Genomic DNA, 24811 nt, shown 5'->3' with positions numbered 1-24811 from the left:
CTTACTTCAGCAGGCCAGCGGAGCGCGCGGCCTGTTCGATCTTGTCGTAGTTGGATTTTTGCGTCGGGATGAACTTGCTGGCGCGCTGCAGCTCCAGGATCTGCTTGTGCTCCGGGTTGGCCGGATTCAGGTTCAGGAAGGCGGCGCTGAGCTTGCGTACCAGCGCCGGGTCCATTCCGCCGCGCACGGTCCAGTTGTAGTCATGGTAGCCCGGCGTGGTGTAGAACACGCGTACCTTGTTCGGATCGATCTTCTTCTGCTCGACCAGCTTGTCCCAGACCGAGGCGTTCAGCGCGCCGGCTTCCGCGCGGCCGGCGGAGACAAAGGCGGCGGTGGCGTCATGCGCGCCGGAGTAGGCGACGGTGCGGAAATCCTTTTCGGGCTGGATCTTCGCCTGCTGCAGGTAGTAGCGCGGCATCAGGTTGCCTGAGGTGGAAGAGGGCGAGCCGAACACGAAACGCTTGCCCTTCAGGTCGGCCAGGCTGCGGATGGCCGGGTCGGTGGTGATGAATCGGGTCGTGAAGCGCTCGTCCTCGGCGCGCTGCACGATCGGCGTGGCAGCCCCCTTGGTGCGGATATTCGCCTGCACATAGGTGAAGCCGCCCAGCCAGGCCAGATCGATCTTGTTGGTGGCCAGCGCTTCCACTACGGCAGCGTAATCGGTCACCGGAGTGAACTGCACCTTCATGCCGGTCTGGGCTTCCAGGTACTTGCCGAGCGGCGCAAACTTGCGCTGCAGCTCGGTCGGGGCTTCGTCGGGGATGGCAGAGACGCGCAACACCTGGCTGGCAGCAGACGCCTGCAGCGGCGTCAGGAAGGCGGTCGCGGCGGCCAGCGCACAGGCAGTGCGCAGCGCCATGCGGCGGGTAGCGTGGGACATGGGGTTCTCCGATTGGGGTCAAGCCGCCGCCACGCGGAATCGTGGCAGCTTAAACAGCTGTGCCAGGAGGCACAAAAAAGCGCGGTACTCAGACCGCGCATGCCATTATAGAAAACTGCCAAGACCAGCCGGGCGTGTCAGATACCCGCCCCGGCATCGACAAACTCCGTCACCTTGCTCGGCCGCAGCCAGACGCGTGTGCCGGGGGCAAACTGCAGGCGCTGCTCCAGCTGGCGGTGCTCGCTGCGCGTGAGTTGCACATCGACCAGATGGCGATCGTCTTCGCGCTCGAACTCCATGTAGCTGTAGGGGCCGACGATCTGTGTCTGCTTCCAGATGGCCGAGATGCTGCCTTGCGGTGCTGCCTCATTGGCCAGCGCGGGCAGCACGTCGATCTGGTGCGGGCGCACATAGGTTGGCGTGGCGCTGCCCTGCGGGTGCAGGCGGTTGACGTCGCCAAGAAACTCCATCACGAAAGGCGTGGCCGGGTTCTCGTAGACCTCGTTCGGGCTGCCGACCTGCTCGATGCGGCCGGCGTTCATCACCACCACGCGGTCGGCCACTTCTAGCGCTTCTTCCTGGTCGTGCGTGACGAAGATGCTGGTCACGCCCATGTCGTGGTGGATCTGGCGCAGCCAGCGGCGCAGTTCCTTGCGCACCTTGGCATCGAGTGCGCCAAACGGCTCGTCCAGCAGCAGCACGCGCGGTTGCGTGGCCAGCGCCCGTGCCAGTGCCACGCGCTGGCGCTGGCCGCCCGAGAGCTGGTGCGGGTAGCGCTTGCCCAGCGCGCCCAGCTGCACCTTGTCCAGCAGCAGCTGCACGCGTTCGGCGATGTCCTTTTTCGACGGGCGTTGCGCTGCCGGCAGCACCGTCAGGCCAAAGGCGACGTTATCGGCCACCGTCATGTGGGCAAACAGCGCGTAGTGCTGGAACACGAAGCCGATGTTGCGCTGGCGCGCATCGGCATAGGTCATGTCCTCATTGCCAAAGCGTACCTGGCCGCTGTCCGGCAGCTCCAGCCCGGCCAGCACGCGCAGCAGCGAGGTCTTGCCGGAGCCGGACGGGCCGAGCAGCGCCAGCAGTTCGCCGCTGGCAATGTCGAGGTTGATGTGGTCGCACACCACGGTGCGGCCAAAGGACTTGTTCAGGTTCTGGATCGAAATCTGCATGATTCTTGACTCTCTTGTGGCCTTAGCGGGCCGGCAGCGCGCGGCGTTCGACGATGAATTTCAGCACCAGTGTCACCAGTGCCAGCAGCGCCAGCAGCGAGGACACGGCAAAGGCGGCGGCAAACTGGTATTCGTTGTAGACCACCTCGATGTGCAGCGGCATGGTGTTGGTCTGGCCGCGGATATGGCCGGAGACGATGGACACGGCACCAAATTCGCCCATGGCGCGCGCATTGCTCAGGATCAGGCCGTAGAGCAGCGCCCACTTGATGTTGGGCAGCGTGACGCGGCGGAAAATCTGCCAGCCGCTGGCACCCAGGATGCGCGCCGCTTCTTCCTCGGAGCTGCCCTGTTGCTGCATCAGCGGAATCAGTTCACGCGCCACGAACGGAAAGGTGATGAACACGGTAGCAATCACGATGCCCGGCACGGCGAAAATCACCTGCAGGCCGTGCGCCTCCAGCCAGCCGCCGATCAGGCTGTTGGCGCCATAGATCAGCACCAGTGCCAGGCCGGCAATCACCGGCGAGACGGAAAACGGCAGATCAATCAGCGTCAGCAGCACGCTCTTGCCGCGGAAATCGAACTTGGTAATGGCCCAGGCCGCGGCAATGCCGAAAATCGCGTTCAGCGGCAGTGCGATACCGGCGGCCAGCAGCGTCAGTTTGATGGCCGAGAGCGCGTCGGGATCGGTAATGGCGGCCCAGTACACCGCCAGGCCCTGGCGCAGCGCCTCGTAGAAGATGCTGAACAGCGGAACCAGCAGGAACAGCGCCATGAACAGCACGGCAACGCTGATCAGCGTGACGCGCAGCCACAGCGGTTCCTGGTTGACGGGGGTGGGACGTTTGGCAACAGCAGCAGACATGGGGTTCTCCTCCGGTCAGACGGTCGCCATGCGGCGACGGCTCCAGGCCTGCAGCAGGTTGATCGCCAGCAGCATGGCAAAGGCGGCCAGCAGCATCACCACGGCAATCACCGAGGCGCCGGGGATATCGAACTGTTCCACCTTGCTGATGATGAGCAGCGCGGTGATCTCGGTCTTGAACGGGATATTGCCGGCAATGAAGATGACCGAACCGTACTCGCCCAGCGCACGCGCAAAGGCGAGCGAGAAGCCGGTCAGCAGCGCCGGCGCCAGTGTCGGCAGGATCACGCGGCGGAAGGTCTGCAGCCGGCTGGCACCCAGCATGGCAGCGGCTTCTTCCTGTTCCTGGTGCAGGTCCTGCAGCACAGGTTGCACCGTGCGCACCACGAAGGGCAGGCCGATAAAGGTCAGTGCCAGCATCACGCCCAGCGGCGTGTAGCTGACCTTGAACGGCAGCAGGCTGCCGATCCAGCCGTTCTGCGCATACAGGCCGGTCAGCGCGATGCCGGCCACGGCGGTCGGCAGCGCAAACGGCAGATCCACCATGGCATCGAGCAGGCGGCGGCCGGGGAATTCATAGCGCACCAGCACCCAGGCCACCAGCATGCCGAACACGGCGTTGATGCTGGCCGCCACCAGCGAGGCACCAAAAGTCAGCTTGTACGACGCCACCACCTGCGGGTCACTGGCAATGCGCCAGAACTGCGCCAGGCTGAGCTGGCCGGCGGTGAAAAACACGGTCGCCAGCGGGATCAGCACGATCAGGCTCAGGTACAGCACCGAAATGCCGAGCGACAGGTTGAAGCCCGGCAGAATGCTGTGGCTGCGCAGCAGCGGATTGCGCCAGGGGCGACGCGTTGCCGCCACGGCCGGCACTTTGGGGGCCGGCTGCGGGCGGGGGGCTTGGTCAAGAGGGGCGGTCAAGGTGGCGGAACTCATGGCGATACGGATCAGGCGATGGCAGCGGGCCGCTCAGGCGAGCGACCCGGGTGGCCGGGCTTACTTCTTCTGCTGGGCCACGGCCTGGTCGTAGAAGCCGCCATCGGCAAAATGGTCCTTCTGGGCCTGGCTCCAGCCGCCGAACAGCTCGTCGACGGTAAAGGTCTGCTGCTGCGGGAAGGCATCGGCAAACTTGGCCAGCACGGCTTCGTCACGCGGGCGCAGATGGTGCTTGGCGGCCAGTTCCTGTACCTGCGGCGACCACAGGAAGTTCAGGTAATCGGTCGCGGCCTGGCGCGTGCCTTTCTTGTCCACCACCGGGTTGACGATGGCGACCGGGTTTTCGGCCAGCACCGTCCACTTCGGGTAGATCACCTCGAAGTTGTCGCCAAACTCCTTCTTGATCAGCGGCACTTCGCTTTCGAACGTGGCCAGGGCATCGCCGATCTGGCGCTGAGCAAAGGTGGTGGTGGCGGCACGGCCGCCGCCGTCCAGCACCGGCACGTTGGCAAACACTTGCGCGGTCTGGGTACGCGCCTGGTCGGCGCTGGCGCCGGACTTCAGTGCCGAGCCCCACACGGCCAGCCAGGTGTAGCGGCCATTGCCGGCGGTCTTGGGGTTGGGAATGATGGGCTGCACGCCAGCCTTGGCCAGGTCGGCCCAGTCGTGGATCTGCTTGGGGTTGCCCTTGCGCACCAGGATCACCGACAGTGACGTATTGGGCGCGGCGTTGTTCGGGAACTTGCTCGCCCAGTCCTGGTCCACCAGGCCTTTGCCAGCCAGGAAATCGATGTCGCTGGCCTGGTTCATGGTGACGACGTCGGCCTGCAGACCATCAGCCACGCTGCGCACCTGCTTGCTGCTGCCGCCGTGCGACTGCTGCACCTCGATGCCCTTGTCCTTTTGGAACAGCGGGTTCAACTCCTTGTAGAACTCCCGCGAGACGTCATAGCTCACGTTTAGCAGCTTGTTGCTGTCGCTGGCTGCAGCGGTCGCTTGCGAGGCCGGTGCTGCGGCCGAAGCGGCGCCGTCGCTGCCGCCCTTGGAGCAGCCTTGCAGCACCAGGCCGGTGCCGAGTGCGGCAATCGCCAGGCTGGTGCCGCGCAGCAGGCTGCGACGGCTGAAGGAACGGGAGGAGTCTTGGCGGGCAGAAGTCATGGCAATACGGAATCGGTTGGAATAAAAAATGGGTCAGGAAGCTATCCTAGGAGCTCCTGACCCGACATGGAACGAATAAATAGTAGTTTTGTTATGTTGTTTATCTTATAAGGGGCGCTTATTTGCGTGCATTGGCAAAGATCTGGTCGTAGATACCGCCATCAGCAAAGTGCTCCTGCTGGGTCTTGGTCCAGCCACCAGACACTTCGTCAATCGTGAACAGCTTGACCTGGGCGTACTTGTCGGCAAACTCCTTCGCCACCTCGGCATCCGAGGGGCGGTAGAAGTGCTTGCCGATCAGGCGCTGCGCCTCGGGCGTGTACAGGTAGTGCAGATAGGCCTCGGCGGCAGCGCGGGTGCCATTGGCATCCACGTTCTTGTCCACCAGCGCCACCGGCGGTTCGGCCAGGATGCTGACCGAAGGCGTGACGATCTCGAACTGGTCGCCACCGGCTTCCTTCAGCGCCATGTAGGCCTCGTTCTCCCAAGACAGCAGCACATCGCCCTGGCCACGCTGGGTAAAGGTGATCAGCGAGCCGCGCGCTCCCGAATCCAGCACCGGCACGTTGCGATACAGCTGCGAGACGAAATCACGTGCCTTCTCGGCTGACTGGCCGTTTTTCTCCAGCGCATAGCCCCAGGCTGCCAGATAGTTCCAGCGCGCACCACCGGAAGTCTTGGGGTTGGGCGTGATCACGGCTACGCCCGGCTTGACCAGGTCGCCCCAGTCCTGGATGCCCTTGGGGTTGCCCTTGCGCACCAGGAACACGATGGTGCTGGAGTAGGGCGTGCTGTTGTGCGGCAGGCGCTGCTGCCAGTCGGCCGGCAGCAGTTGGCCCTGCTTGGCCAGCACGTCGATATCGGCAGCCAGCGCCAGCGTCACCACATCGGCCTTCAGGCCGCCCAGTACCGACAGCGCCTGCTTGCCGGAGCCGCCATGCGACTGGCGGATGGTCACCGTGCTGCCGGTATCCTTCTGGTACTGCGCGGCAAAGGCCTGGTTCAGTTCGGCGTACAGCTCGCGCGTCGGGTCATAGCTGACGTTGAGCAGGGTGATGTTCTTGCCATTGCCAGAGGCGACGGCTGCAGGAGCCGATGCGGCACTGGCCGGCGCGGCGGCCGGGCTGCTGCCCTGTCCGGAGCAGGCCTGCAGCAACGCACCAGCTCCCATGGTGACCAGCAGGGCACTGCCGGAACGCAGCAAGGTACGACGTTGGAGTGAGCGGGGGGCGGCTTGGGAGTCAGAGCGTGTCATGATCGAAATTACCTTTCCAAAAAAGAAAAACCGGACAGATCTGCATCTTGTCCGGCTGCCTTCATTTTGAAAACGAATAATTTCTTGTTTTTTTATTCTAAAAAAGTAATTTAGCGGCTCAAGCGCCCAGTGTGACCACCACCGGCGTATGGTCGCTCGGACGCTCGTTGCGGCGCGGTGCCTTGTCGATCACGCAGGCCTGTACCAGCGGCTTGAGCGCATCGCTGACCAGGATGTGGTCAATGCGCATGCCGTTGTTGCGGCGGAAGGCGAAGTTGCGGTAGTCCCACCAGCTGTACGATTTTTCCGGTTGCGGGAACAGGCGCAAGCTGTCGTGCAGGCCCAGGCCGATCAGCGCCTGCAGGTGGGTGCGCTCCTCGGTGGTGCAATGGATGGTTTCGCGCAGGCCTTCCGGGTCCCACACGTCCAGATCGTCAAAGGTGATGTTGTAGTCGCCCATGACCAGCAGTTGCGGCGTGCGCAGCAGTTCGGCGCGCAGCCATTCGCGCATGGCATCGAGCCAGCGCATTTTGTAGGCGAACTTGTCGGTGCCCGGTGCCTGGCCATTGGGGAAATAGGCGCCCACCACGCGCATCGGCTGGCCGTTGGGGGCGGTATAGGTGCCACTGAGCACGCGCGCCATGTCGCAGTCCATGCCCGGGATGTTGCGCACCACATCGAGCGGCTTTTCGCGCGAGATCAGCGCCACGCCGTTATAGGTCTTCTGGCCAAAAAACTCGCAGTGGTAGCCGGCATCGACAATCGCCTGCAGCGGAAACTTGTCATCGGTCAGCTTGGTTTCCTGCAGCGCCAGAATCTCCACGTCCGGGTTGGCGGCGAGCCAGTCCAGCACCTGGGGCAGGCGGACGTTGAGCGAGTTGACATTCCAGGTGGCGATTTGCATGGTGCTGATATTCCTTTTCAAAAACAAGGGCTTGCCATCGTGTGACAAGCGCATGGAGGTGCTGGCTACCCAACTGGCGACCCAGCCAGCGGGCATTATCGTCCAGGCCCGGATTTACGGCCGGTGTCCCTGGCCATGCACCTGATCCTGCTTCTCGAACAGGCGCCGCAGCGCATAGGCCCAGAGCGCGCCACCGGCGACCTTGGCGACAAACTGCAGGATCACGATCGATGGCATCAGCACGCCAAACGCCAGCGTCGGAAACGCCAGCGAATCGACGGCGGCACCGGCGATATTCGAGCGCATCGCGCGCTGCAGCCAGCTGCCCTTGCTGTAGGCAAACACCAGCCAGTCCACCAGCGCCGCCAGCGTAAAGCTGATGGCACTGGCGATGGCAATCTGGCCAGCCGCCGGGTTTAGCAGGTAGGAGATCAGGCCGGAAGCGGCAATCACCGCCAGCATCTGCCACGGCCGCACGCGCACATGCAGCCAGTCGCGCAGTGTCAGGTCCAGGCCGATCAGCACAAAGGCATTGATTGGCGAGACCCACGGCCCGAAAGCGGCAATCGTCAGGTTGGCCGCCACGACGGCCGCGGCGTAAAGGAGGATGGCAAAGATCACGATGGTTCCAACAACTACGGGGTGCCGGTACGGGAAGTCAGGCGCGCACATGGGATTTCCCCGATTGCGCCGCACACGAATCGGCCCATGCCGGTATCATTCCGGCTGCACGATTTTCCTGGCTGGCAGGGCGTATTGTCGCCGCAGCTGCACCATTCCACCATGCATTTGCCTCCCCACATGACCCCCGTGGCGCTCGACAAGGCGTTCCGGCTTCTCAACCACGGCCCCACGGTACTGGTATCGGCTCGCCACGGCGGCGTCTCCAACGTGATGGCCGCGGCCTGGGTCTGCGTGCTCGATTATGCGCCGCCGCGGCTCACCGTGGTGCTGGACAAGTCGGCCAAGACGCGCGAGCTGGTGGAGCAGGGCGGTGGCATGGTGATCCAGGTGCCGAATGCGGCGCAGGTCGAGCTGACGCAATACCTGGGCAGCCACAGCTGGCATGATGAGCCGGGCAAACTGGCGCAGGCCGGTGCCGAGCTGTTCGAGGTCGATGGCGTGGACCAGCCCTTTGTCGCCGGCTGCTCCGCCTGGCTGGCCTGCGAGCTGATTCCCGAGGCGCACAACCAGCAGACCTACGACCTGTTCATCGCCAACATTACCGCCGCCTGGGCTGACGAACGCGTGTTCCACCACGGTCGCTGGCATTTTGAAACGGCCGATCCGGCCCTGCGCAGCCTGCACCATGTCTCGGGCGGCCACTACTACGCGATCGGCGAGGCGCTGGAGCGCCAGCCGGACTGAGCGCGCTCAGCTGCGGCGCTCGTAGGTCACGAAGGCATAGCCCAGCCCATCGGCGCTGGCATGCGCTTCACGTGCCGTTTCCTGCCATTCCGGTCCCAGCGCCGGCATGTGCGCATCGCCGTCAAAATCGGCATCGATTTCCGTGACCAGCACGCGGCGCGCCAGCGGCAGCGCCTGTGTGTAGATCTGCGCGCCGCCCATCACCCAGGCCACCTCGGCATCGCCGCACAGCGCCAGTGCCTGCTCCAGGCTGTGCGCCACCTGCGCGCCCTCGGCCTGCCAGTCGTCCTGACGCGTGACCACCACATTGATGCGCCCCGGCAGCGGCCGGAAGCGCGGCGGCAGGCTGTCCCAGGTCAACCGGCCCATGATCACCGGCGCGCCCAGCGTCTGGCGCTTGAAGTGCGCCAGATCCTCCGGCAGGTGCCAGGGCAGGCGGTTGTCCTGGCCGATCACGCCATTGCGGGCGCGGGCATAAATCAGGTGCAGATGCGGCATAACTTGTGTCATGGGAAGACATTGTAGGAATTTGTGGCGCGGCCCGTGGAGGGTGGCAGGTCTTGCTATAGTGCCACGATGAGCGAAACGCGTGCTGCCAGCCAGACAGCCGGGGCGTCCTATGCCCGGGAAAACGACGTCCTGCACCTGCAGGGCGACTGGACCCTGCCGCATTTTTCCCGGCTCGAAGCAGATGTGCGCCGGCTGCGCCCGGTACTCGGCACCGCAACCCGGATCGATGCCAGCGCACTCGCGGCCATCGATACCGCCGGTGCCAGCCTGCTGCACCAGCTGCTCGGCGACACGCATCTGGCCACACTCACGGCCGCCGATTCGCCACTGCCGCCAGAGCGCCGTGCGCTGCTGCAGGCCGTCTCGCAGGCGCTGCAATCTACCGATGCAGTCCCGGCCCCGCGCAAGCGCGTGCCGGTCATCGACAGCCTGGCCGCGCTGGGCGAGCTGATCGCCAACGGCTGGTCGCATGCCAGATCCTTCATGGGCTTTATCGGCCTGGTGCTGGAACAGCTGGCCGCCATCCTGCTGCGTCCCTGGCGCTGGCGCATGACCTCCTGGGTCGCGCACCTGGACCAGACCACTTTCCGCGCCGTGCCTATCGTGGTGCTGATGAACTTCATGGTCGGTGCCGTGGTGGCATTTCTGGGCGCCACCATCCTGCGCGACTTTGGCGCCACCATCTATACCGTCAACCTGATTGGCTTTGCCTTCCTGCGCGAATTTGGCGTGCTGCTGGCCGCGATCCTGGTGGCCGGTCGCACCGCCAGCGCCTTTGCCGCGCAGATCGGTTCCATGCGCGCCAATGAAGAGGTGGACGCGATCCGCGCCCAGGGGCTGGATCCGATCGAGCTGCTGGTGATTCCGCGCGTGCTGGCGCTGCTGATCGGCCTGCCGATCCTGACCTTCATCGCCATGCTGTCCGGCCTGGCGGGAGGCATGGCGGTCTGCGCCGCGGTACTCGACATCGGCCCGCGCCAGTTCATGGCCATCATCCAGGAAAGCATCCCGGTGCTGCATTTCTACCTGGGCATGAGCAAGGCGCCGGTGATGGCCGTGCTGATCGCCATGATCGGCTGTGCCGAAGGCTTCAAGGTCGAGGGCAGCGCGCAATCGGTTGGCGAGCACACCACCATGGCGGTGGTGCAATCGATCTTTACCGTGATCCTGATCGATGCCGCCGCGGCGCTGTTCTTCATGGAAATGGACTGGTAAGTCATGGACGCCACCGACAACCGCAACATCATCGAGCTGCGCGGCCTGCGTACCCAGTTTGGCAGCCATGTGGTGCACGACCAGCTCGATCTGGATGTGCGCCAGGGCGAAATCCTGAGCGTGGTCGGCGGTTCCGGCAGCGGCAAGTCGGTGCTGCTGCGCACCATTGTTGGCCTGAACCGGGCGGCTGCCGGCAGCGTGCGCGTATTCGGCAAGGACCTGCTGTCCCTGCCCGATGCCGAGCGCCGCCGCGAGGAACGCCGCTTTGGCGTGCTGTTCCAGAAGGGCGCGCTGTTCTCGTCGATGACGGTGACGGAAAATGTCGCCATGCCGCTGATCGAGCATGCCGGCCTGTCGCGCGCCGAAGCCGAGCGCATCGCCGCCGTCAAGATCGCGCTGGCAGGCTTGCCGGCCAAGGCGGGCAAGGACTACCCGTCCGACCTGTCCGGCGGCATGATCAAGCGCGCGGCGCTGGCACGTGCGCTGGCGCTTGACCCGGACATGCTGTTCCTGGACGAGCCGACTGCCGGCCTGGACCCGATCGGCGCGGCCGCCTTCGACCAGCTGATCCTGACCCTGCGCGATGCACTGGGTTTTACCGTGTTCCTGATCACGCATGATCTGGACACCATCTACACCATTACCGACCGCGTGGCGGTGTTGTCGCAGAAGCGCGTCATCATCAACGACACGCTGGAACGCGTCGAACAGTTTGACGACCCCTGGGTGCAGGCCTATTTCCACGGGCCGCGTGGCCGTGCCGCGGCGGCTGCCGCGCGCCCTGCATCCCCCTTGCCGGAGACATCTTGATGGAAACCCGAGCCAGACATGTGCTGATTGGCCTGTTCACCGTGCTTGCCGCGGTGCTGGCCCTGTTGTTCACCTTGTGGCTGTCCCAGCAGAGCGAGCGTGACTTCCACTTCTACGACATCGCCTTCGAGGAAGCCGTGACCGGCTTGTCGCGCGGCAGCACGGTGGAATTCAACGGCATCCGCGTCGGCGACGTGATCGACCTGCGCATTGACGACAAGAACCCGCGCAATGTCTATGCGCGCGTGCGCGTTGAAAGTACGGCGCCGGTACGCACCGATACCAAGGCCACGCTGGTGCCGGTCGGCATTACCGGCACCTCGCTGATCCGCCTGACCAGTGGTGACGATCCGGCCAGCCAGCCGCTGGTCAGCACCGAAGCCTCGATTCCCACCATCATGGCCACGCCATCCCCGATGAGCAAGCTGCTGGCTGGTGGCGAGGACGTGCTATACAACGTCAACGAGCTGCTGATTGGCGCACGTGACCTGTTTTCCAAGGAGAACGTTGCCAGCATGAGCCGCACACTGGTCCAGCTGGAGCAGACCACGGCAGCCCTGGCCGACAAGCAAAGCGGCGTGAACCTGGCGATTGCCAACTTCAGCAAGGCCAGCGCCGAGGCCGATCGCGCTTTCTCTGAAATGCAAAAGCTGATGAAATCCGGCGACCAGCTGGCCAATGGTGAACTCAAGCAGAGCCTGGAACGTGCCAACGCGGCCATGGCCTCGTTTGAAAACAGCATGGGCACGCTGGAGTCCATGGTCAAGGACAACCGCGGGGCCATCGACAGTGGTGCCCGTGGCGTGGCGCAGCTCGGCCCCACCATGACCGAACTGCGCAGCACGCTGAGTTCGGTGCAGGGCGTGGTGCGCCAGCTCGACAACGACCCGGCCGGCTACCTGCTGAACCGTGAACCGATGAAGGAATTCAAGCCATGATGCGACTCCCGTCCCTGCGTCCTGCCCGACTCGGCCTGCTGCTGGCAGCCGCGGCACTGGCGTCGGCCTGCTCCATCCTGCCCGAGAAGGAGCCGGTTGATACCTATGCGCTGCCCGGTACGCTGGCGCAGCGCGCTGCCGGCGTACAGTCGGCCGGCATCAGCCCTGCGCTGCGCGTGGTGCGTCCGGTCGCCAGCGGTGCCATTGCCGGCAAGCGCATCGTCGTCATGCCGCAGCCGGACCAGTTCAGCGTCTACCAGGGCGCGGTCTGGAGCGAGCCGGCCGCCCAGCTGGTGCGGGACCGCATCGTCGATGCCTTCCTCGCCGATGGCCGCCTGCCCGCCATCACCACCGATGAAGGCGTGATGGCACACGCCGACCTGTTGCTGGTGAGCCAGCTGCGCGATTTCCAGAGTGTCTACGAGCATGGCCAGCCGGTGGTCGTGGTGCGGCTTGACGCCCATCTGCTGCAGGCCAGCACCAACCGCATCATCGCCAGCCGCAGCTTTTCGCACCGGCGCTCGGGCATCGGCAAGGAGGTGCCGCAAGTGGTAGAGGCCTTTGGCGCCGCCTCGGACCGGGTCGCGCAGGACTTGGTAGACTGGACCGTGCAACATGCCGTATCCCGCTAAATCCTGATAGCTGCCATGACATTTTCCCGATTCCTGCTGGCCGGCAGCCTGGCCCTGGTCAGCCTGTCCGCTTCGGCGCAAGTCCTGAGCTTTGAAAAGCCTGAAGATGCGGTCGCCTACCGCCAGCATGCCTTTGGCCTGCTGGAAACCCACTTCAGCAACCTGACCGCGATGACGCTGAACCGCATCCCCTATGACCCGCTGCAGGCGCGTCTCGATGCCAACGCCATCCGCGTGCTGTCACGGCTGCCGTTCCAGGCCTTCCCGCCGGGCACGGCCCAGCCGCTGGCCAACACCCGCGCTACCGACAAGGTCTGGACCGCTGCGCCGCGCTACGCCGACAGCGCACGCAGCCTGCAGCAGGAATCCGACAAGATCCACAGCGCCGTCGTGCGTGGCGACATCGCGCAGCTGCGCAAGACGCTCAATGACGCTGGCGCGATCTGCCGCAAGTGCCATGACCAGTTCCGGGCGCGTTGATTCCGGTCGTTGGCCAGGACTCAGTCGCCGCGCTTGAGCAGCACCGCCGCAATCGCCAGCATCACGCAGCCGGCTGCCACGATATCCTGCCACTGCGGCCATTCGCCCACGATCATCGCCGCGCTCAGGATGCCGATCAGCGGAATCAGCATGATGCTCATGGCGCTGGTGGACGGCGGCAGGGCGCGCGCAAGGCCAAACCACAGGACCTGCGCCGCGCCATAGTTGATCAGTACGCCATAGGCCAGGCTGATCCAGACCGGCAGGCTGAAATCATACGATTGCGGTGCCTCGAACAGCCAGGCCAGGATCGCCATGCAGACTGTGCCAAAGCCGAGCAGCCAGACAATCAGTGCCTCGTTCGACAGCGTGGTCTGGGCGCGGCGCATCCAGATCGTGCCGAGCGCCCAGGCAAAGGCCGCACCCTGCATCCACAGGATGCCGGCCGGGCTGCCAGCCAGCCGTTCCAGTTCGTTCGACAGCAGCAGGCCAATGGCGAGCAGCACGGCGGCTACCGCCACGCCCAGCCGCAGCGTCAGCTTCTGCTGGTAGAATAGCACCCCGATCAGCACGGTCCAGACCGGCATGGTGAAGCCGAGAATCGCGGCACGACCGGACGGCAGCTGCTGCAGGCCGAAGATCGACAGGCCATGCCAGCCCAGCATATTGGGCAGGGCCAGCACGCCAATCGTGGTCCAGTCCTCCCGCTTCTGCGGCATCAGCCGCACGCCACGTGACTTGAAATAGAGGGCCAGGCAGAGCATGCCCAGGCCCATGGTGATGGTGCGGAAATGCAGCGGCTGCAGCTGTTGCAGCGACAGCTTCATCATCGGCCAGTTCACCCCCCACATCAGGGTAAGGACCACCAGCGCGATCAGCTGCTGGCGGCTCAGAACGGTTTTTTGCATGATGGGGGAATCAGACTGCCATCGGTGCCGTCAGCGGCGCATGGTGCTCGTAGCCTTCCAGCCAGAAGTCGGACGGCTCCACCAGCTCCAGCCACTCCGGCTGGTACTGGCCGGTCACGGCGTAGTCGGGAATGCGGTCTGACAGCACCAGCTTCGGCGCCGCGAACGGTTCGCGCTGCAGCTGCTGCTGCAGCATGTCGACGTGGTTCTCGTAGATATGCGCATCGCCGATGAAGTAGCTAAACCAGCGCGGCGTGTAGCCGGTCAGGCGACCCACCAGATGCAGCAGCGCCGCGCCTTCGGTCAGGTTGAACGGCGTGCCCAGGCCGACGTCATTGCTGCGGATATACAGGCACAGCGAGATTTCGCGTTTTTCCTGGTTCACCAGGAACTGGTACAGCAGGTGGCAGGGCGGCAGCGCCATTTCCTCCAGCTGTGCCCAGTTCCAGCCGTGGAACAGGATGCGGCGGCTGGTCGGGTCGTTCATGATCGTGTCCAGGCACTGGCGCAGCTGGTCGATCGCCTTGTATAGCAGTGCATGCGGGCGTTCCGATTCCAGCACCGTGCCCAGCTGGCGGTAGCCGCGTTGCTCGGCATCGGCAATCTGGGCGGCACTTTGCGGCAGCGCCAGATCCACCAGCTTGTAGGCCGGCCAGGCACGCCACTGTACGCCGTACACCGGGCCCAGGTCATCTTCCTGCAGGCGATACGGGTTGGCCAGCCAGGCGGCGTTCTCGTTGGCGTTCTGGTCCCAGACCTTGCAACCGAGCGCGCGGAACTCGGCCGCATCGCGGCTACCGCGCAGGAATCCCACCATTTCGCCAATCGCCGACTTGAAGGCCAGCTTCTTGGTCGTCACCGCCGGAAAGCCCTGTTGCAGGTCAAAACGCATCATCGCGCCTGGAATGCTGCGCGTGCGGATGCCGGTGCGGTTGTCCTGCCAGGAGCCATTGTCGAAAATGTCCCGGACCAGATTCAGATACTGTTGCATGGTGGAAAGTGCCGGTCAGCCGCAGCGCGGGACCGTGGAGTCTAGGTCATGGTGGAAGACGGCCATGATAGCAGCCGCGCCCTGCGGCAGCGCTTCAGATGGCAGAAGCCATACCGGCAGCAGGTGCCACTGTTCAGCCCAGCAGCCCCTGCAGTCCGCGCCAGCCCATCAGCAGTGCCAGCACCGACAGCACCAGCAGGCACAGCAGCCGGAAATGCCCGAAGGCCATGCGCTGGCGCAGTGCCAGTCCAGCCAGCAGGCCGATCACGGCGGCCAGATACAGCAGGCCGAGCATGTCCCAGCCCAGCGGCAGCTGCTGCAGCACCGGCCACAGCACCACCAGTTGCACCAGCTTGCTCAAGGCAAAGCACAGGTTGGCGGCCTGGGCAATCTCGTGCCGATCCCGGCTCTGTGCCAGCAGCACCATCATCAGGATCGAGGACATCGCGTTGGTGGCCCCGCCCACCACGCCGGCCAGCAGGCCGAGCAGCAGCGTCGCCGGCAGGCCTTGCGGTAAGGCTGGCATGTCGCGCCGCAAGGAGCTCAGCACATAGAAACCGGTCGCCAGCGCCAGTGCCAGTTGCAGCCAGGCCGCCGGCAGGATCAGCAGCAGGTAGACGCCGAGCAGGCTGCCGGCCACACTGGCCAGCGCCAGCGGCGCGTAACGGCGGATCACGGCTGGCAGGCTGTGCGGTGGCAGCAGGCTGCCCAGATTCAGCAGCAGCGTGGGCAGCAGCGTCAGCGCTACCGCCTGCGGCAGCGGCATCACCAGCGCCAGGGCGGCTGTCGTGATCAGAGGAAAACCGATGCCGACCATGCCATGCAGCACGGCGGCTAGGGCGAATATGCCCAGCAACAGGCTGGCCGACATCAGCGCAGCACGCGTCCGGGGTTCATGATGCCCTGCGGATCCAGCGCCTGCTTCACCGCCTGCATCAGCTGCAGCGCCACCGCTGATTTGTAATCGGGCAGGGTGTCACGCTTGAGCTGGCCAATGCCGTGCTCGGCGCTGATGCTGCCCTGGAAGCGCTGCACCGCATCAAACACCAGCGTGTTGATCGCCGGCTCCTGCTCGCGCAGGAACAGGGCGGGATCGACATCCACCGGCGCCTGCACGTTGTAGTGCAGATTGCCATCGCCGAGATGGCCAAAGTTGACGATGCGCACGCCCGGAATCGCGGCGGCGAGCGCGGCATCGGTTTGCGCCACGAAATCGGCAATCGCCGAGATTGGCAGTGAAATATCGTGCTTGATATTCAGGCCTTCTTCCGCCTGCGCCAGCGAGATGCTTTCGCGCATGTGCCAGAGGTTCTGCGCCTGCGTCAGGTTCTCTGCCACGATGGCGTCCGTGACGCAGCCCTGTTCCATGGCCGATTCCAGCAGTGATTCAAACAGCGTGCGCGCATGTTCCTCGCTCTCCTGGTCGGAGTTTTCCAGCAGCACGCAGTAGGGCGTGTCCTGGTACAGCGGTACGCGCAGCTGCGGAAAATGCCGGTCCACCAGCTCCAGCGCAAACTGCGCCATCATCTCGAAACCAGTCAGGCTGGCACCGAGTCGTGCGCGCGCCAGGTTCAGCAGCTCCACCGCGGCCTCTACCGAAGGCACGGCGGCCCAGGCGGTCAGCTGCGCCTTGGGCTGCGGGTAGAGCTTGAGCGTGGCTGCGGTGATCACACCCAGCGTGCCTTCGCTGCCGATGTACAGGTCGCGCAAGTCGTAGCCGGTATTGTCCTTGCGCAGGCCGGACAGCATGTCCAGCACTTCGCCCTGCGGCGTCACCACTTCCAGGCCCAGGCAGAGTTCACGTGTATTGCCGTAGCGCAGCACTTGCGTGCCGCCGGCATTGGTGCCGAGGTTGCCGCCAATCGTGCAGCTGCCTTCCGATCCCATGCTGAGTGGAAACAGCCAGCCGGCTTCGGCCGCGGCCTGTTGCAGCTTCTGCAGGATACAGCCAGCTTCCACCGTGATGGTCTGGTTCGCCACGTCGATCTGGCGCACGCGCTCCATGCGCTGCAGGCTCAGCACGATGTTGCGACCGTCCGCTTCAGGCGTCGCGCCGCCGACCAGGCTGGTATTGCCGCCTTGCGGCACGATGGCCACGCCGGCTGCGGCGCAAGCCCGCACCACGGCCGCCACTTCCGCCGCCGTACCCGGCCTGGCTACGCAGAGCGCCTGGCCGCGATAACGCTTGCGCCAGTCCTGCAGATGTGGCTGGGCATCGTCGCCGGTCAGCACATGGGAAGTGCCCAGTAGCGTCTGCAGCTGCTGGAGAAAATCGTCGTTATCGGGGGAGTAGGCGGGGCGGGATGCGGTCATGGCCGACATGATACCCCTGCGCCATGTCAGGCGCTGCCGCTCGGCTTGTCCGTGACCGGGGCGGCTTCGGCCTGCTGCACGGCTGCGGCGTTTTCCTTCAGCACGTTGGCAAAAAAGCTGCGCGCCGCGCGGAAGCGCAGCCGCACATGCAGGCTGCAGGAGACAAACAGCACCAGGCACAGCACGATTTCGGCGATGGCGTAATAGCGGATCGGTGGCGGATCACCCCAGGCGCGCACCACGCCTTCACAGAAATAGAGCCAGATCATCAGGCTGACCCAGCGGTAGGTGTACATGCGGTTGCGCAGCAGGCCGGCCAGCGGAATGCACAGCGGCAGCGCCTTCAGCGCCAGCCAGGAGCCTCCCGGACGCAGCGGTGCCAGCCACAGTTCCCAGGCCAGGCACAGCGCGATCAGCGCCATCAGGCTGCCCACGGCAACATAGCGCGTCCAGCGGATCGCGGGAGTAGGGGGGATGACCTGCAGGCCGTCGGAAGCGGTGGTATCGGGCGTCATGGATGGGGAAATCGGAGCGCGCAGGATCGCGCAATGCTGGCATCATAGCGCCATGCAGATCTTCCGCACGCTGAAACACTGGAAGGCCAGGTTCTCCCATCTGGTGCTGGACTTCCCCCTGCGCGATACCTTGCTCATGCTGTGGCAACGTTTTCGCGAGGACCATCTGGCGCTCACCGCCAGCAGCCTGACCCTGACCACGCTGATGGCCATGGTGCCGTTCTTCGTGCTGATACTGGCGATCTTCACCGCTTTCCCCATGTTTGGCCGGCTGCGCCAGGCGCTTGAAAGCTGGATGGTGGAGAGCCTGATCCCGCCCGCCATTGCGCAACCAGTGCTCGAAGGCCTGATGAACTTTGCCAGCCACGCCGGCAAGCTCGGTACCGTCAGCATGCTGCTGTTCGTACTGACCGTATTCAGCCTGATGTCCGGCATCAACCAGCACCTCAACGCGATCTGGCGCGTGCGCAAGCTGCGCCCGCTCGGGCAGCGCATCCTGATTTTCTGGGCCGCTGTCACCATCGGCCCGGTGCTGTTCGGCGGCAGCATCGTCACCACGTCCTACCTGCTCTCGCTGTCGCGCGGCTGGGTCACCGGCTTCCCGGTGGTCACGCCAGACGGCCTGCAGCTCTTGATTGACCTGATCGAATTCAGCCTGATGGCGCTGAGCTTTGCCGCGCTCTACCACTTTGTGCCCAACACCCAGGTGCGCTGGTCGCATGCCTTTGCCGGCGGCGTGTTTGCGGCCGCCGGCATCACCGCCGGCCAGCAGCTGATCGGCTGGTATCTGAAATCGGTGCCTTCCATCTCAGTCGTCTACGGCACGTTTGCCGCCGTGCCTATCCTGCTGATCTGGCTTTACCTGATCTGGATCGTGATCCTGCTTGGTGCCGTGATTGCCGCCTACCTGCCGAGCCTGCTCGATGGCCTGCGTCGCCACGGCAAGGGCATGGGCTGGCAGATGCAACTGGCGATCGAACTGCTGCGCCGGCTGCACCAGGCGCAGCAAACGCCGCGCCGTGGTGCCTGTCTGGAGGAGCTCGCGCGCGGCCTGCGCGTCGAAGCACCGCAGCTGGAATCGATCCTCGAAGAGATGGCGGCGCTCGACTGGGTGGCGCGGCTGGACGAAGGCGGGGCGCGCTGGGTGCTGATTGCGCCGATTGCGAGCACGCGCATGCAGCCGCTGATCGAGCGCTGGCTGCTGCCGCGCTCGCCGCAGCTCGATGCGCTGTGGCGCTACCCGCCCGAAGAGGTCACGCTGGCCGACGTGCTGCACCCACCACGGCTGATGCCGTGATCAATGCGATCAGGGGCGGGCTGGCCTGATCGGCTGCAGCTGCTCGTCCGCCATGCCCACCAGCAGCGCACGGCCATCGTTACGCAGGCGGAATTCGCCGTAGCGCGCAGTTTCCCAGGCCTTGGCTTCGCCTTCGCGGAAATACCAGGCATCGGTCACCAGCAGTGGCTGGCCATGCTGCTCGCGCAAGCGCATGCGGCGCTCATTGGCTTTCAGCGGTGGCCGGCTGTCATCGCGCTCCAGTCGTACGATGGTGGCTACGCCGCGCCCGTCCAGCTGGAACACGGCATGGCGTGCCGGGGGCTGGGCCGCGGAGGGCGTCCACACTTCGCCTTCAGATGGGGATTCTGGCTCGGCTTGTGTGGGGGTTTCGGCTGCGCTGGCGGCCGCAGCGGCAGCGTCTTCGGCAGCGCGATCCGGCGCGGGTACCGGCAAGGCCGTGTCGCCCAGCGGCGAAGCTGGATCAAGCGCGAACGCCAGTGCCATGTAGTCGCCCTGTACCAGCGAGCGCGGATCGACCGGCGCCAGTCGCACCAGTATGCGTTCGCCATCGCGGATCAGGGCCTCGTTGTCCTGGATGCCAGGCAGCACCACGGCCGCCGTGGCCAGCGCCGTCAGCGGAATCAGGTGGCGCAGCTGCGGCAGCCGCAGGCGCGCCGGCGCATCGCCGTCATCTGTCGTGTTGCTTGGCACATGTTTCTGGCGCTGCTGCATCCAGATCGCCAATGCCGCCAGCAGCAGGCCGGTCAGCACCAGCAGGCCGGCCTTTTCCAGCAGGCTGTAGTGGATCTGGTAATAGAGGGCACCAATCACCCACAGCACGGTAGCGACCGCGGCACCAGCCAGCCGCCAGCGACCGGTGGCGCAACAGATCGCCAGATAGCACAGCGGCACGCCCAGCGAGGGCAGCAGCGCCGAAGCCGCCAGCAGCAGCACTGCCAGCGCCACGAGCGGTGGTTGGCGCAGTGCCGGCCAGGCACGCCACAGCGCTGCAGCGCCCAGCAGCGCAAACAGCACCGATACCAGCGGCAGCCACCAGCTCCAAAAACTCCAGGCGCCACTGCCTGCCATGCCGGCAGCCAGACCCGGGCCGCCGCCGATCAGCCCGGTCAGCAGAAAGGTGTTGCCGGCTTCCAGCATCTGCTGGCCCAGCACCACCAGCATCCAGCCGGCGAGCCAGTTTTCCAGTTTTTCGAATCGCTTCCAGGGCAGCGACAGGCCCTGGCGCTGCAGCCACCAGAGCAGCGCCGGAAACACCAGCGCCACCAGCGGATTCAGCCAGGCCAGCGCCCAGGCCGGCGCATCCTGGCCAACAAACAGAAAACTGTCGCTGCCGGTCAGCTGGATGATCAGCCAGGGCAGCACCACGCACAGTCCGGCGCCCATCAGCAGCACCAGCCAGCCTTGGCGCAAGGCCAGGGTGGTCAGCAGCATCAGCGCGGCCAGCATCGCCAGGCCGGTCGTGGTGATATCGCTATCGATGCGGGATTCGGAGGCAAAGGCGGCAAATATGCTGGCGGCAATCATGCCAGTCAGCAGCACGGCATAGCAGCACTGCTCCAGAAAGAGGCTGCGCGGACCCGAACGCAGGCCGAGCAGCGCCAGCACCACCATGGCCAGGCCCAGCAGCATGCCGATCCAGGGCGAGGGCTCCAGTGTCAGCAGCGCCCAGGCCAGCGGCAGCACCGCCAGCCACCCCCCCAGTGTCGACAGGACCACCAGTGCGGCCGGGCGCTGTTCGGCCGCATCGGCCTGGATCGCGGCCAGTGCCTGGGTCCGCGTCGGCCACCAGCCCTGATCGATGCCGTGTGTCAGCGCGCGATCCAGCCAGCCGGCATGCGGCCCGGCGCGCAGCGTTTCCAGCCAGCGCAGCAGGGCAATGGCTTCTTCTGCCGTATCGGCTGCCGACCCTTGTTGCCTGACATGCAAGCGCATCAGGCCTGCTACCGTCAGACCCAGCAGCAGCAGGGCGCTCAGCCCGATCAGCAGCATCACCCAGAAAGTATGCTGCTGCAGGAAACGGCCCTGCATCAGCGTCGATACGATTTGCGCCATGGCCAGCACCAGCAGGCCGAGCGCAATCGCACTCAGCGCCAGCAGGTCATGCCGTGCCGCCCGCAAATACCAGCTGCCGAGCAGCAGCAACACGATCACCGCAGGTGCCAGGTTTTGCAACGTGCGCAGCGGCAGGTCCATGGACGATACGCTCAGTGCCAGCGCCACTGACAGCAGGACCATCAACAACAGCGCCACACGGGCACTCAGGCGCGTGCTGCCGGTCCAGGCCTGCCAGGCTGGCTGAAGCGCCAGCCACAACAGTCCACCCAGACCCATGGCCAGTAGCTGCGTCAGCAGGATCGGGCGATCCTGCAGCCAGAATCCGCCCTGGATCTGGCCCTGCGCCCACAGCGTGATCGCCAAATGCGCCACCACCAGCCAGATCGTCCACGGCAAGGGATGGCGTAGGCCCAGGCACAGCGGTAGCGTCAGTGCTGCCCACAAGGCAAACAGCTGCCAGGTATCGGCACCGGTCTGGTAGGTCTGGCCAAAAAACGCCAGCAAGCCGCCGACGCTGGCCAGTGCCAGCACGCCCAAGGCGGTGGCCGGTAGCGCGCGCCGGCCGGACAGGGCCCAGCTCGCCAGCGTGGTCAGCAGCACCGCCAGGCCCAGCAGCCCGAAGTGCGTCTGACGGCTCCAATCGTCCCAGTTGGCGGCAATCGCCATCAGCAGGCCAAAGCCGGTCAGTGAGCCGGCCAGCAGGATCAGCATGCGCTGCAGCAGCGGCAGCGCTCCGGCCGGTGGCTGCTCCAGTCCGGCTGCCTGCTGCAAGGCCTGCTGCTGCGGCACACCCAGCGAAAAAGCCTGGGCCAGACGGGCCAGCGTGATACGGGGCAGCATCAGTCGGTCAACTCCTTGTGGTCAGCACAACTGCTCGCGCATCGCCCGCAGCACGCCATCCGGCGCTTCCGTCATCAGGCTGTGGCCGGCGGGCAGCGTCACCACGTGCGCTTGCGGTGCAGCATCGACCAGCGAGCGCGCGGCTTTTGGCGGCGTCATCTGGTCTGCGCTGCCCAGGATGAACAGCACCGGGCAAGTCACCTTCGCCATGTCTTCCGCGCCAGTCGCATAGCTGTCGCAGGCCTGGAAGCCCATCTGGAACACATTGTGTTCGCTATTGCTCGCCAGCACGCGGCGCATCAGCGCACGCGCACTGCCATAAGTCCACTGCCCGTTGTTCATGCCTTGGCCGGCGATCGGGCTGCACAGCGTCGAATGCGAAAACTGGTTCACCATGGCAATCGCTTTCTCCGGAGCCGATGCCGACATCTCCAGCAAGGCCGGCGCCACCCGCATGGGAAACGCCGTGCCTACCAGCACCAGCTGGCTGACGCGCTCCGGTGCCAGGCTCGCCGTATGCAGTGCAATCAGCGAGCCCCAGCTGTGGCCGGCCAGCACCGCCTGCTGCACGCCCAGCTGATCCAGCAAAGCCAGAATCGCCTGTGCCGCCTCGCCCACGCTGGCCGGCGGCTTGCCGGTGCTGCGGCCATGGCCTGGCAGGTCAATCGCCAGCACGTTATAGCCATGGTTGGCAAACCAGCGGCTTTGCAGCGACCACACGCTGTGGTCGTTCAGTACGCCGTGGATGAACACCAGCGTCGGCTTGGCCGCATCGAATGCCTTGCCACCGCTATAGGCATACAGGGCTTGTCCGTTGATTTCGTAGTTCATGCGCGTGCTCCTGCCTTTTCGGCCGCCTTCAGGGCGCGTTTCAGGTCATCGATCAGGTCATCGGCTTCTTCCAGACCGATCGACAGGCGGATCGTGCCCTGGCCAATACCGGCCTGTGCCAGCGCCGCATCGTCCATGCGGAAATGCGTGGTACTCGCCGGATGGATCACCAGGCTGCGGCAATCGCCCACGTTGGCCAGGTGGCTGAACAGCTTCAGGTTCTCGATAAACACGCGTCCCTGTGCACGATCCCCCTTGAGGTCGAAACTGAACACGCTGCCGGCACCACGCGCACCCAGGCGCAGCAGACGCCCGGCCGTCTCGTGGCTCGGATGGCTTTCCAGCAGCGGATGGCCGACGCGTTCCACCATCGGATGCTCGGCCAGGAAGCGCACCACTTTTTCGGTATTGCCGATATGGCGCTCCATGCGCAAGGACAGGGTCTCGATGCCCTGCAGGATCAGCCAGGCGCTGTGCGGGCTCAGGCAGGCGCCAAAGTCGCGCAGACCTTCGCGGCGCGCGCGCAGCAGGAAGGCGCCAACCGTGCTCTCTTCGGCAAACACCATGCCGTGGAAGCCGTCATACGGTTCGCTCAGCTCCGGAAACTTGCCCGATGCGGCCCAGTCAAAGCTGCTGCCATCCACCACTACGCCGCCAATCACGGTGCCATGGCCGCTCAGGAACTTGGTCGCCGAGTGGTAGACGATATCGGCGCCCAGCGCCAGCGGCTGCATCAGGTAGGGCGTGGTCAGGGTCGAGTCCACCACCAGCGGCACGCCGGCCGCATGGGCGATCTGGCTGACCGCAGGAATATCCAGCACATCCAGGCCCGGGTTGCCAACCGTCTCGCCAAACAGCATGCGCGTTTCCGGCCGGATCGCGGCGCGCCAGCCGTCCAGGTCACCCGGCTTCACGAACGTCGTCTCGATCCCGAAACGGCGCAAGGTGTAGTCCAGCAGGTTGTGGCTGCCGCCGTACAGCGCCGTACTCGCCACGATATGGCCACCGGCACCCATCAGCGTGCTCACGATCAGGTGCAGCGCCGCCTGGCCACTGGCCACGGCAATCGCGCCCACGCCGCCTTCCAGCGCCGCCACGCGCTGCTCCAGCACGGCATTGGTCGGGTTGCTGATGCGGCTGTAGACGTGGCCGGAACGCTCCATGTTGAACAGCGACGCCGCCTGGTCGCTGTCCTGGAACACGAAGGAGGTCGTCAGGTGAATCGGTACGGCACGTGCGCCGTTGGAAGGATCGGGGGCGGCGCCGGCATGTAGTGCCAGCGTATCGAATCCGGGATCGGAATATCCGGGCATGGTGTCTCCTGCTAATCAAGTCTTGTAGAGTGTATCGCCTACCTTCCCGGGTCTTCGGGTACATCCGGGTAAGCGGATGGCCAAAACCGCTGCAAGCTGGGCTATATTGTGACGACCTGTCAGAGGTATTCCAACGCAACCAGCAAGAGGCAAGCATGAAGGTCAGCGACATCCTCCGTGTCAAGGGCAACACCCTGTACACCATCCATCCCGACGATACCCTGCTCAAGGCCCTGGCCACCGTGGTCGAGAAGGACATTGGCTCCCTCGCCGTCATGGAGCACGGAGACCTGGTCGGCATGCTGACCTTCCGCGAAATCAATATCCAGCTGCATGCCAATGGCGGCAATCTGGGCACCACGCTGGTGCGCAAGGCCATGGATGATCACCCGATCACCTGCACGCTCAACACCGACCTCGACGAAGTCCGCCGCATCATGCTCGATCACCATGCGCGGTACATCCCGGTCATGGACGGCCGCACCATGCACGGCGTCATCAGCTTCTATGACGTCGCCAAGACCGTGGTCGAAAGCCAGAACTTCGAAAACAAGATGCTCAAGGCCTACATCCGCGACTGGCCCGAGAAGGATCCCGAAGACATCGGGGCCGAATAGCC

25 protein-coding genes are annotated in these 24811 nt (G+C 65.0%); 8 read left to right on the top strand and 17 right to left on the bottom strand.

What is annotated here, in order from left to right; genetic code table 11:
• Position 1 precedes the first annotated feature (1 nt).
• From V1261_RS07605 to V1261_RS07570, 8 genes are all read right to left on the bottom strand, one after another.
• A complete protein-coding gene (locus tag V1261_RS07605) occupies positions 2 to 880 on the bottom strand; it encodes a putative selenate ABC transporter substrate-binding protein (protein ID WP_329771070.1) in 879 nt (292 codons plus the stop codon).
• Between the two features lie 137 nt (positions 881 to 1017).
• Positions 1018 to 2049 carry a sulfate/molybdate ABC transporter ATP-binding protein gene (locus V1261_RS07600; protein ID WP_329771069.1) on the bottom strand — a complete coding sequence of 344 codons (1032 nt, stop codon included), beginning with the start codon at positions 2047 to 2049 and terminating at the stop codon, positions 1018 to 1020.
• Positions 2050 to 2071: 22 nt separating this feature from the next.
• Positions 2072 to 2917 carry a sulfate ABC transporter permease subunit CysW gene (gene cysW / locus V1261_RS07595; RefSeq protein ID WP_329771068.1) on the bottom strand — a complete coding sequence of 282 codons (846 nt, stop codon included), beginning with the start codon at positions 2915 to 2917 and terminating at the stop codon, positions 2072 to 2074.
• Between the two features lie 15 nt (positions 2918 to 2932).
• Positions 2933 to 3856 (bottom strand): sulfate ABC transporter permease subunit CysT, encoded by a 924-nt coding sequence (gene cysT / locus V1261_RS07590; protein WP_329771067.1) that lies wholly within the window; start codon positions 3854 to 3856, stop codon positions 2933 to 2935.
• A gap of 60 nt (positions 3857 to 3916) precedes the next feature.
• Positions 3917 to 5014, bottom strand: coding sequence for a sulfate ABC transporter substrate-binding protein (locus V1261_RS07585; protein WP_329771065.1), 1098 nt, complete (start codon positions 5012 to 5014; stop codon positions 3917 to 3919).
• Between the two features lie 118 nt (positions 5015 to 5132).
• The gene (locus tag V1261_RS07580) at positions 5133 to 6185 is read right to left on the bottom strand and encodes a sulfate ABC transporter substrate-binding protein (RefSeq protein WP_405198066.1); all 1053 of its coding nucleotides are present in this window, start codon (positions 6183 to 6185) and stop codon (positions 5133 to 5135) included.
• Between the two features lie 202 nt (positions 6186 to 6387).
• Entirely contained in the window at positions 6388 to 7173 is a 786-nt protein-coding gene (xth, locus tag V1261_RS07575) for an exodeoxyribonuclease III (RefSeq protein WP_329771062.1), read from the bottom strand.
• A 114-nt stretch (positions 7174 to 7287) separates the two neighbouring features.
• Positions 7288 to 7794, bottom strand: coding sequence for a VUT family protein (locus V1261_RS07570; protein WP_329771060.1), 507 nt, complete (start codon positions 7792 to 7794; stop codon positions 7288 to 7290).
• Between the two features lie 180 nt (positions 7795 to 7974).
• Here V1261_RS07570 and V1261_RS07565 point away from each other — a divergent pair, with 180 nt between their 5' ends.
• Positions 7975 to 8541 carry a flavin reductase family protein gene (locus V1261_RS07565; RefSeq protein ID WP_436231808.1) on the top strand — a complete coding sequence of 189 codons (567 nt, stop codon included), beginning with the start codon at positions 7975 to 7977 and terminating at the stop codon, positions 8539 to 8541.
• A 6-nt stretch (positions 8542 to 8547) separates the two neighbouring features.
• On the opposite strand, the gene V1261_RS07560 is transcribed toward V1261_RS07565, so the two are convergent.
• Positions 8548 to 9051 (bottom strand): dihydrofolate reductase, encoded by a 504-nt coding sequence (locus V1261_RS07560; protein ID WP_329771059.1) that lies wholly within the window; start codon positions 9049 to 9051, stop codon positions 8548 to 8550.
• Positions 9052 to 9117: 66 nt separating this feature from the next.
• Between V1261_RS07560 and V1261_RS07555 the strand changes: the two genes are divergently transcribed.
• From V1261_RS07555 to V1261_RS07535, 5 genes are read left to right on the top strand one after another with little or no spacing between them, the layout of a single operon-like run.
• Positions 9118 to 10266: an MlaE family ABC transporter permease gene (locus V1261_RS07555; RefSeq protein ID WP_329771058.1), complete on the top strand. Its 1149-nt coding sequence runs from the start codon at positions 9118 to 9120 to the stop codon at positions 10264 to 10266.
• A 3-nt stretch (positions 10267 to 10269) separates the two neighbouring features.
• On the top strand, positions 10270 to 11076 hold the full coding sequence (locus V1261_RS07550) for an ABC transporter ATP-binding protein (protein WP_329771056.1): 807 nt from the start codon (positions 10270 to 10272) through the stop codon (positions 11074 to 11076).
• Entirely contained in the window at positions 11076 to 12014 is a 939-nt protein-coding gene (locus V1261_RS07545; protein ID WP_329771054.1) for an MlaD family protein, read from the top strand. The genes V1261_RS07550 and V1261_RS07545 overlap by 1 nt, the downstream gene beginning before the upstream one ends.
• Positions 12011 to 12646, top strand: coding sequence for an ABC-type transport auxiliary lipoprotein family protein (locus V1261_RS07540; protein ID WP_329771053.1), 636 nt, complete (start codon positions 12011 to 12013; stop codon positions 12644 to 12646). Before V1261_RS07545 ends, V1261_RS07540 begins: the two co-directional genes overlap by 4 nt.
• 15 nt (positions 12647 to 12661) lie before the next feature.
• Entirely contained in the window at positions 12662 to 13126 is a 465-nt protein-coding gene (locus V1261_RS07535) for a c-type cytochrome (RefSeq protein ID WP_329771052.1), read from the top strand.
• Positions 13127 to 13146: 20 nt separating this feature from the next.
• On the opposite strand, the gene V1261_RS07530 is transcribed toward V1261_RS07535, so the two are convergent.
• The 5 genes from V1261_RS07530 to V1261_RS07510 form a co-directional block, all read right to left on the bottom strand.
• Positions 13147 to 14034 (bottom strand): DMT family transporter, encoded by an 888-nt coding sequence (locus V1261_RS07530; protein WP_329771051.1) that lies wholly within the window; start codon positions 14032 to 14034, stop codon positions 13147 to 13149.
• Between the two features lie 10 nt (positions 14035 to 14044).
• Positions 14045 to 15025, bottom strand: coding sequence for a thymidylate synthase (locus V1261_RS07525; protein WP_329771049.1), 981 nt, complete (start codon positions 15023 to 15025; stop codon positions 14045 to 14047).
• A 133-nt stretch (positions 15026 to 15158) separates the two neighbouring features.
• On the bottom strand, positions 15159 to 15896 hold the full coding sequence (locus tag V1261_RS07520) for a TSUP family transporter (RefSeq protein ID WP_329771048.1): 738 nt from the start codon (positions 15894 to 15896) through the stop codon (positions 15159 to 15161).
• Positions 15896 to 17347 (bottom strand): FAD-binding oxidoreductase, encoded by a 1452-nt coding sequence (locus V1261_RS07515; protein WP_436231807.1) that lies wholly within the window; start codon positions 17345 to 17347, stop codon positions 15896 to 15898. Before V1261_RS07515 ends, V1261_RS07520 begins: the two co-directional genes overlap by 1 nt.
• 17 nt (positions 17348 to 17364) lie before the next feature.
• Positions 17365 to 17853: a DUF2069 domain-containing protein gene (locus tag V1261_RS07510; protein ID WP_329771045.1), complete on the bottom strand. Its 489-nt coding sequence runs from the start codon at positions 17851 to 17853 to the stop codon at positions 17365 to 17367.
• A 52-nt stretch (positions 17854 to 17905) separates the two neighbouring features.
• On the opposite strand from V1261_RS07510, the gene V1261_RS07505 reads away from it, so the two are divergent.
• Positions 17906 to 19150 (top strand): YihY family inner membrane protein, encoded by a 1245-nt coding sequence (locus V1261_RS07505; RefSeq protein ID WP_329771044.1) that lies wholly within the window; start codon positions 17906 to 17908, stop codon positions 19148 to 19150.
• Between the two features lie 9 nt (positions 19151 to 19159).
• Here the strand turns inward: V1261_RS07505 and V1261_RS07500 are convergent, their stop codons facing one another.
• Genes V1261_RS07500 through V1261_RS07490 form a run of 3 tightly spaced genes read right to left on the bottom strand, consistent with a single transcriptional unit; the run spans position 19160 to position 24192 of the window.
• Entirely contained in the window at positions 19160 to 22048 is a 2889-nt protein-coding gene (locus tag V1261_RS07500; RefSeq protein ID WP_329771042.1) for a GDYXXLXY domain-containing protein, read from the bottom strand.
• A gap of 21 nt (positions 22049 to 22069) precedes the next feature.
• Positions 22070 to 22879, bottom strand: coding sequence for an alpha/beta fold hydrolase (locus tag V1261_RS07495; protein ID WP_329771041.1), 810 nt, complete (start codon positions 22877 to 22879; stop codon positions 22070 to 22072).
• The gene (locus V1261_RS07490) at positions 22876 to 24192 is read right to left on the bottom strand and encodes an O-acetylhomoserine aminocarboxypropyltransferase (protein ID WP_329771040.1); all 1317 of its coding nucleotides are present in this window, start codon (positions 24190 to 24192) and stop codon (positions 22876 to 22878) included. The genes V1261_RS07495 and V1261_RS07490 overlap by 4 nt, the downstream gene beginning before the upstream one ends.
• A 155-nt stretch (positions 24193 to 24347) precedes the next feature.
• Between V1261_RS07490 and V1261_RS07485 the strand changes: the two genes are divergently transcribed.
• Complete coding sequence (locus tag V1261_RS07485; RefSeq protein WP_329771038.1) at positions 24348 to 24809, top strand: CBS domain-containing protein; 462 nt, start codon at positions 24348 to 24350, stop codon at positions 24807 to 24809.
• Positions 24810 to 24811 lie beyond the last annotated feature (2 nt).

Source organism: Brachymonas sp. J145 (genome assembly GCF_036312245.1).
GTDB classification, from domain to species: Bacteria; Pseudomonadota; Gammaproteobacteria; order Burkholderiales; family Burkholderiaceae_C; genus Brachymonas; species Brachymonas wangyanguii.
This window is presented reverse-complemented; position numbering and strand designations above follow the sequence as displayed.

Coding starts and splice junctions, on each gene's coding strand:
- V1261_RS07560 (WP_329771059.1), bottom strand. CDS start 9,051: ATGACACAAGTTATGCCGCATCTGCACCTGATTTATGCCCGCGCCCGC.
- V1261_RS07510 (WP_329771045.1), bottom strand. CDS start 17,853: ATGACGCCCGATACCACCGCTTCCGACGGCCTGCAGGTCATCCCCCCT.
- V1261_RS07535 (WP_329771052.1), top strand. CDS start 12,662: ATGACATTTTCCCGATTCCTGCTGGCCGGCAGCCTGGCCCTGGTCAGC.
- V1261_RS07520 (WP_329771048.1), bottom strand. CDS start 15,896: ATGTCGGCCAGCCTGTTGCTGGGCATATTCGCCCTAGCCGCCGTGCTG.
- V1261_RS07600 (WP_329771069.1), bottom strand. CDS start 2,049: ATGCAGATTTCGATCCAGAACCTGAACAAGTCCTTTGGCCGCACCGTG.
- V1261_RS07550 (WP_329771056.1), top strand. CDS start 10,270: ATGGACGCCACCGACAACCGCAACATCATCGAGCTGCGCGGCCTGCGT.
- V1261_RS07490 (WP_329771040.1), bottom strand. CDS start 24,192: ATGCCCGGATATTCCGATCCCGGATTCGATACGCTGGCACTACATGCC.
- V1261_RS07585 (WP_329771065.1), bottom strand. CDS start 5,014: ATGACTTCTGCCCGCCAAGACTCCTCCCGTTCCTTCAGCCGTCGCAGC.
- V1261_RS07525 (WP_329771049.1), bottom strand. CDS start 15,025: ATGCAACAGTATCTGAATCTGGTCCGGGACATTTTCGACAATGGCTCC.
- V1261_RS07485 (WP_329771038.1), top strand. CDS start 24,348: ATGAAGGTCAGCGACATCCTCCGTGTCAAGGGCAACACCCTGTACACC.
- V1261_RS07605 (WP_329771070.1), bottom strand. CDS start 880: ATGTCCCACGCTACCCGCCGCATGGCGCTGCGCACTGCCTGTGCGCTG.
- V1261_RS07505 (WP_329771044.1), top strand. CDS start 17,906: ATGCAGATCTTCCGCACGCTGAAACACTGGAAGGCCAGGTTCTCCCAT.
- V1261_RS07500 (WP_329771042.1), bottom strand. CDS start 22,048: ATGCTGCCCCGTATCACGCTGGCCCGTCTGGCCCAGGCTTTTTCGCTG.
- cysT (WP_329771067.1), bottom strand. CDS start 3,856: ATGAGTTCCGCCACCTTGACCGCCCCTCTTGACCAAGCCCCCCGCCCG.
- V1261_RS07580 (WP_405198066.1), bottom strand. CDS start 6,185: ATGGGAGCTGGTGCGTTGCTGCAGGCCTGCTCCGGACAGGGCAGCAGC.
- V1261_RS07495 (WP_329771041.1), bottom strand. CDS start 22,879: ATGAACTACGAAATCAACGGACAAGCCCTGTATGCCTATAGCGGTGGC.
- V1261_RS07540 (WP_329771053.1), top strand. CDS start 12,011: ATGATGCGACTCCCGTCCCTGCGTCCTGCCCGACTCGGCCTGCTGCTG.
- V1261_RS07555 (WP_329771058.1), top strand. CDS start 9,118: ATGAGCGAAACGCGTGCTGCCAGCCAGACAGCCGGGGCGTCCTATGCC.
- cysW (WP_329771068.1), bottom strand. CDS start 2,917: ATGTCTGCTGCTGTTGCCAAACGTCCCACCCCCGTCAACCAGGAACCG.
- V1261_RS07530 (WP_329771051.1), bottom strand. CDS start 14,034: ATGCAAAAAACCGTTCTGAGCCGCCAGCAGCTGATCGCGCTGGTGGTC.
- V1261_RS07515 (WP_436231807.1), bottom strand. CDS start 17,347: ATGTCGGCCATGACCGCATCCCGCCCCGCCTACTCCCCCGATAACGAC.
- V1261_RS07565 (WP_436231808.1), top strand. CDS start 7,975: ATGACCCCCGTGGCGCTCGACAAGGCGTTCCGGCTTCTCAACCACGGC.
- V1261_RS07545 (WP_329771054.1), top strand. CDS start 11,076: ATGGAAACCCGAGCCAGACATGTGCTGATTGGCCTGTTCACCGTGCTT.
- xth (WP_329771062.1), bottom strand. CDS start 7,173: ATGCAAATCGCCACCTGGAATGTCAACTCGCTCAACGTCCGCCTGCCC.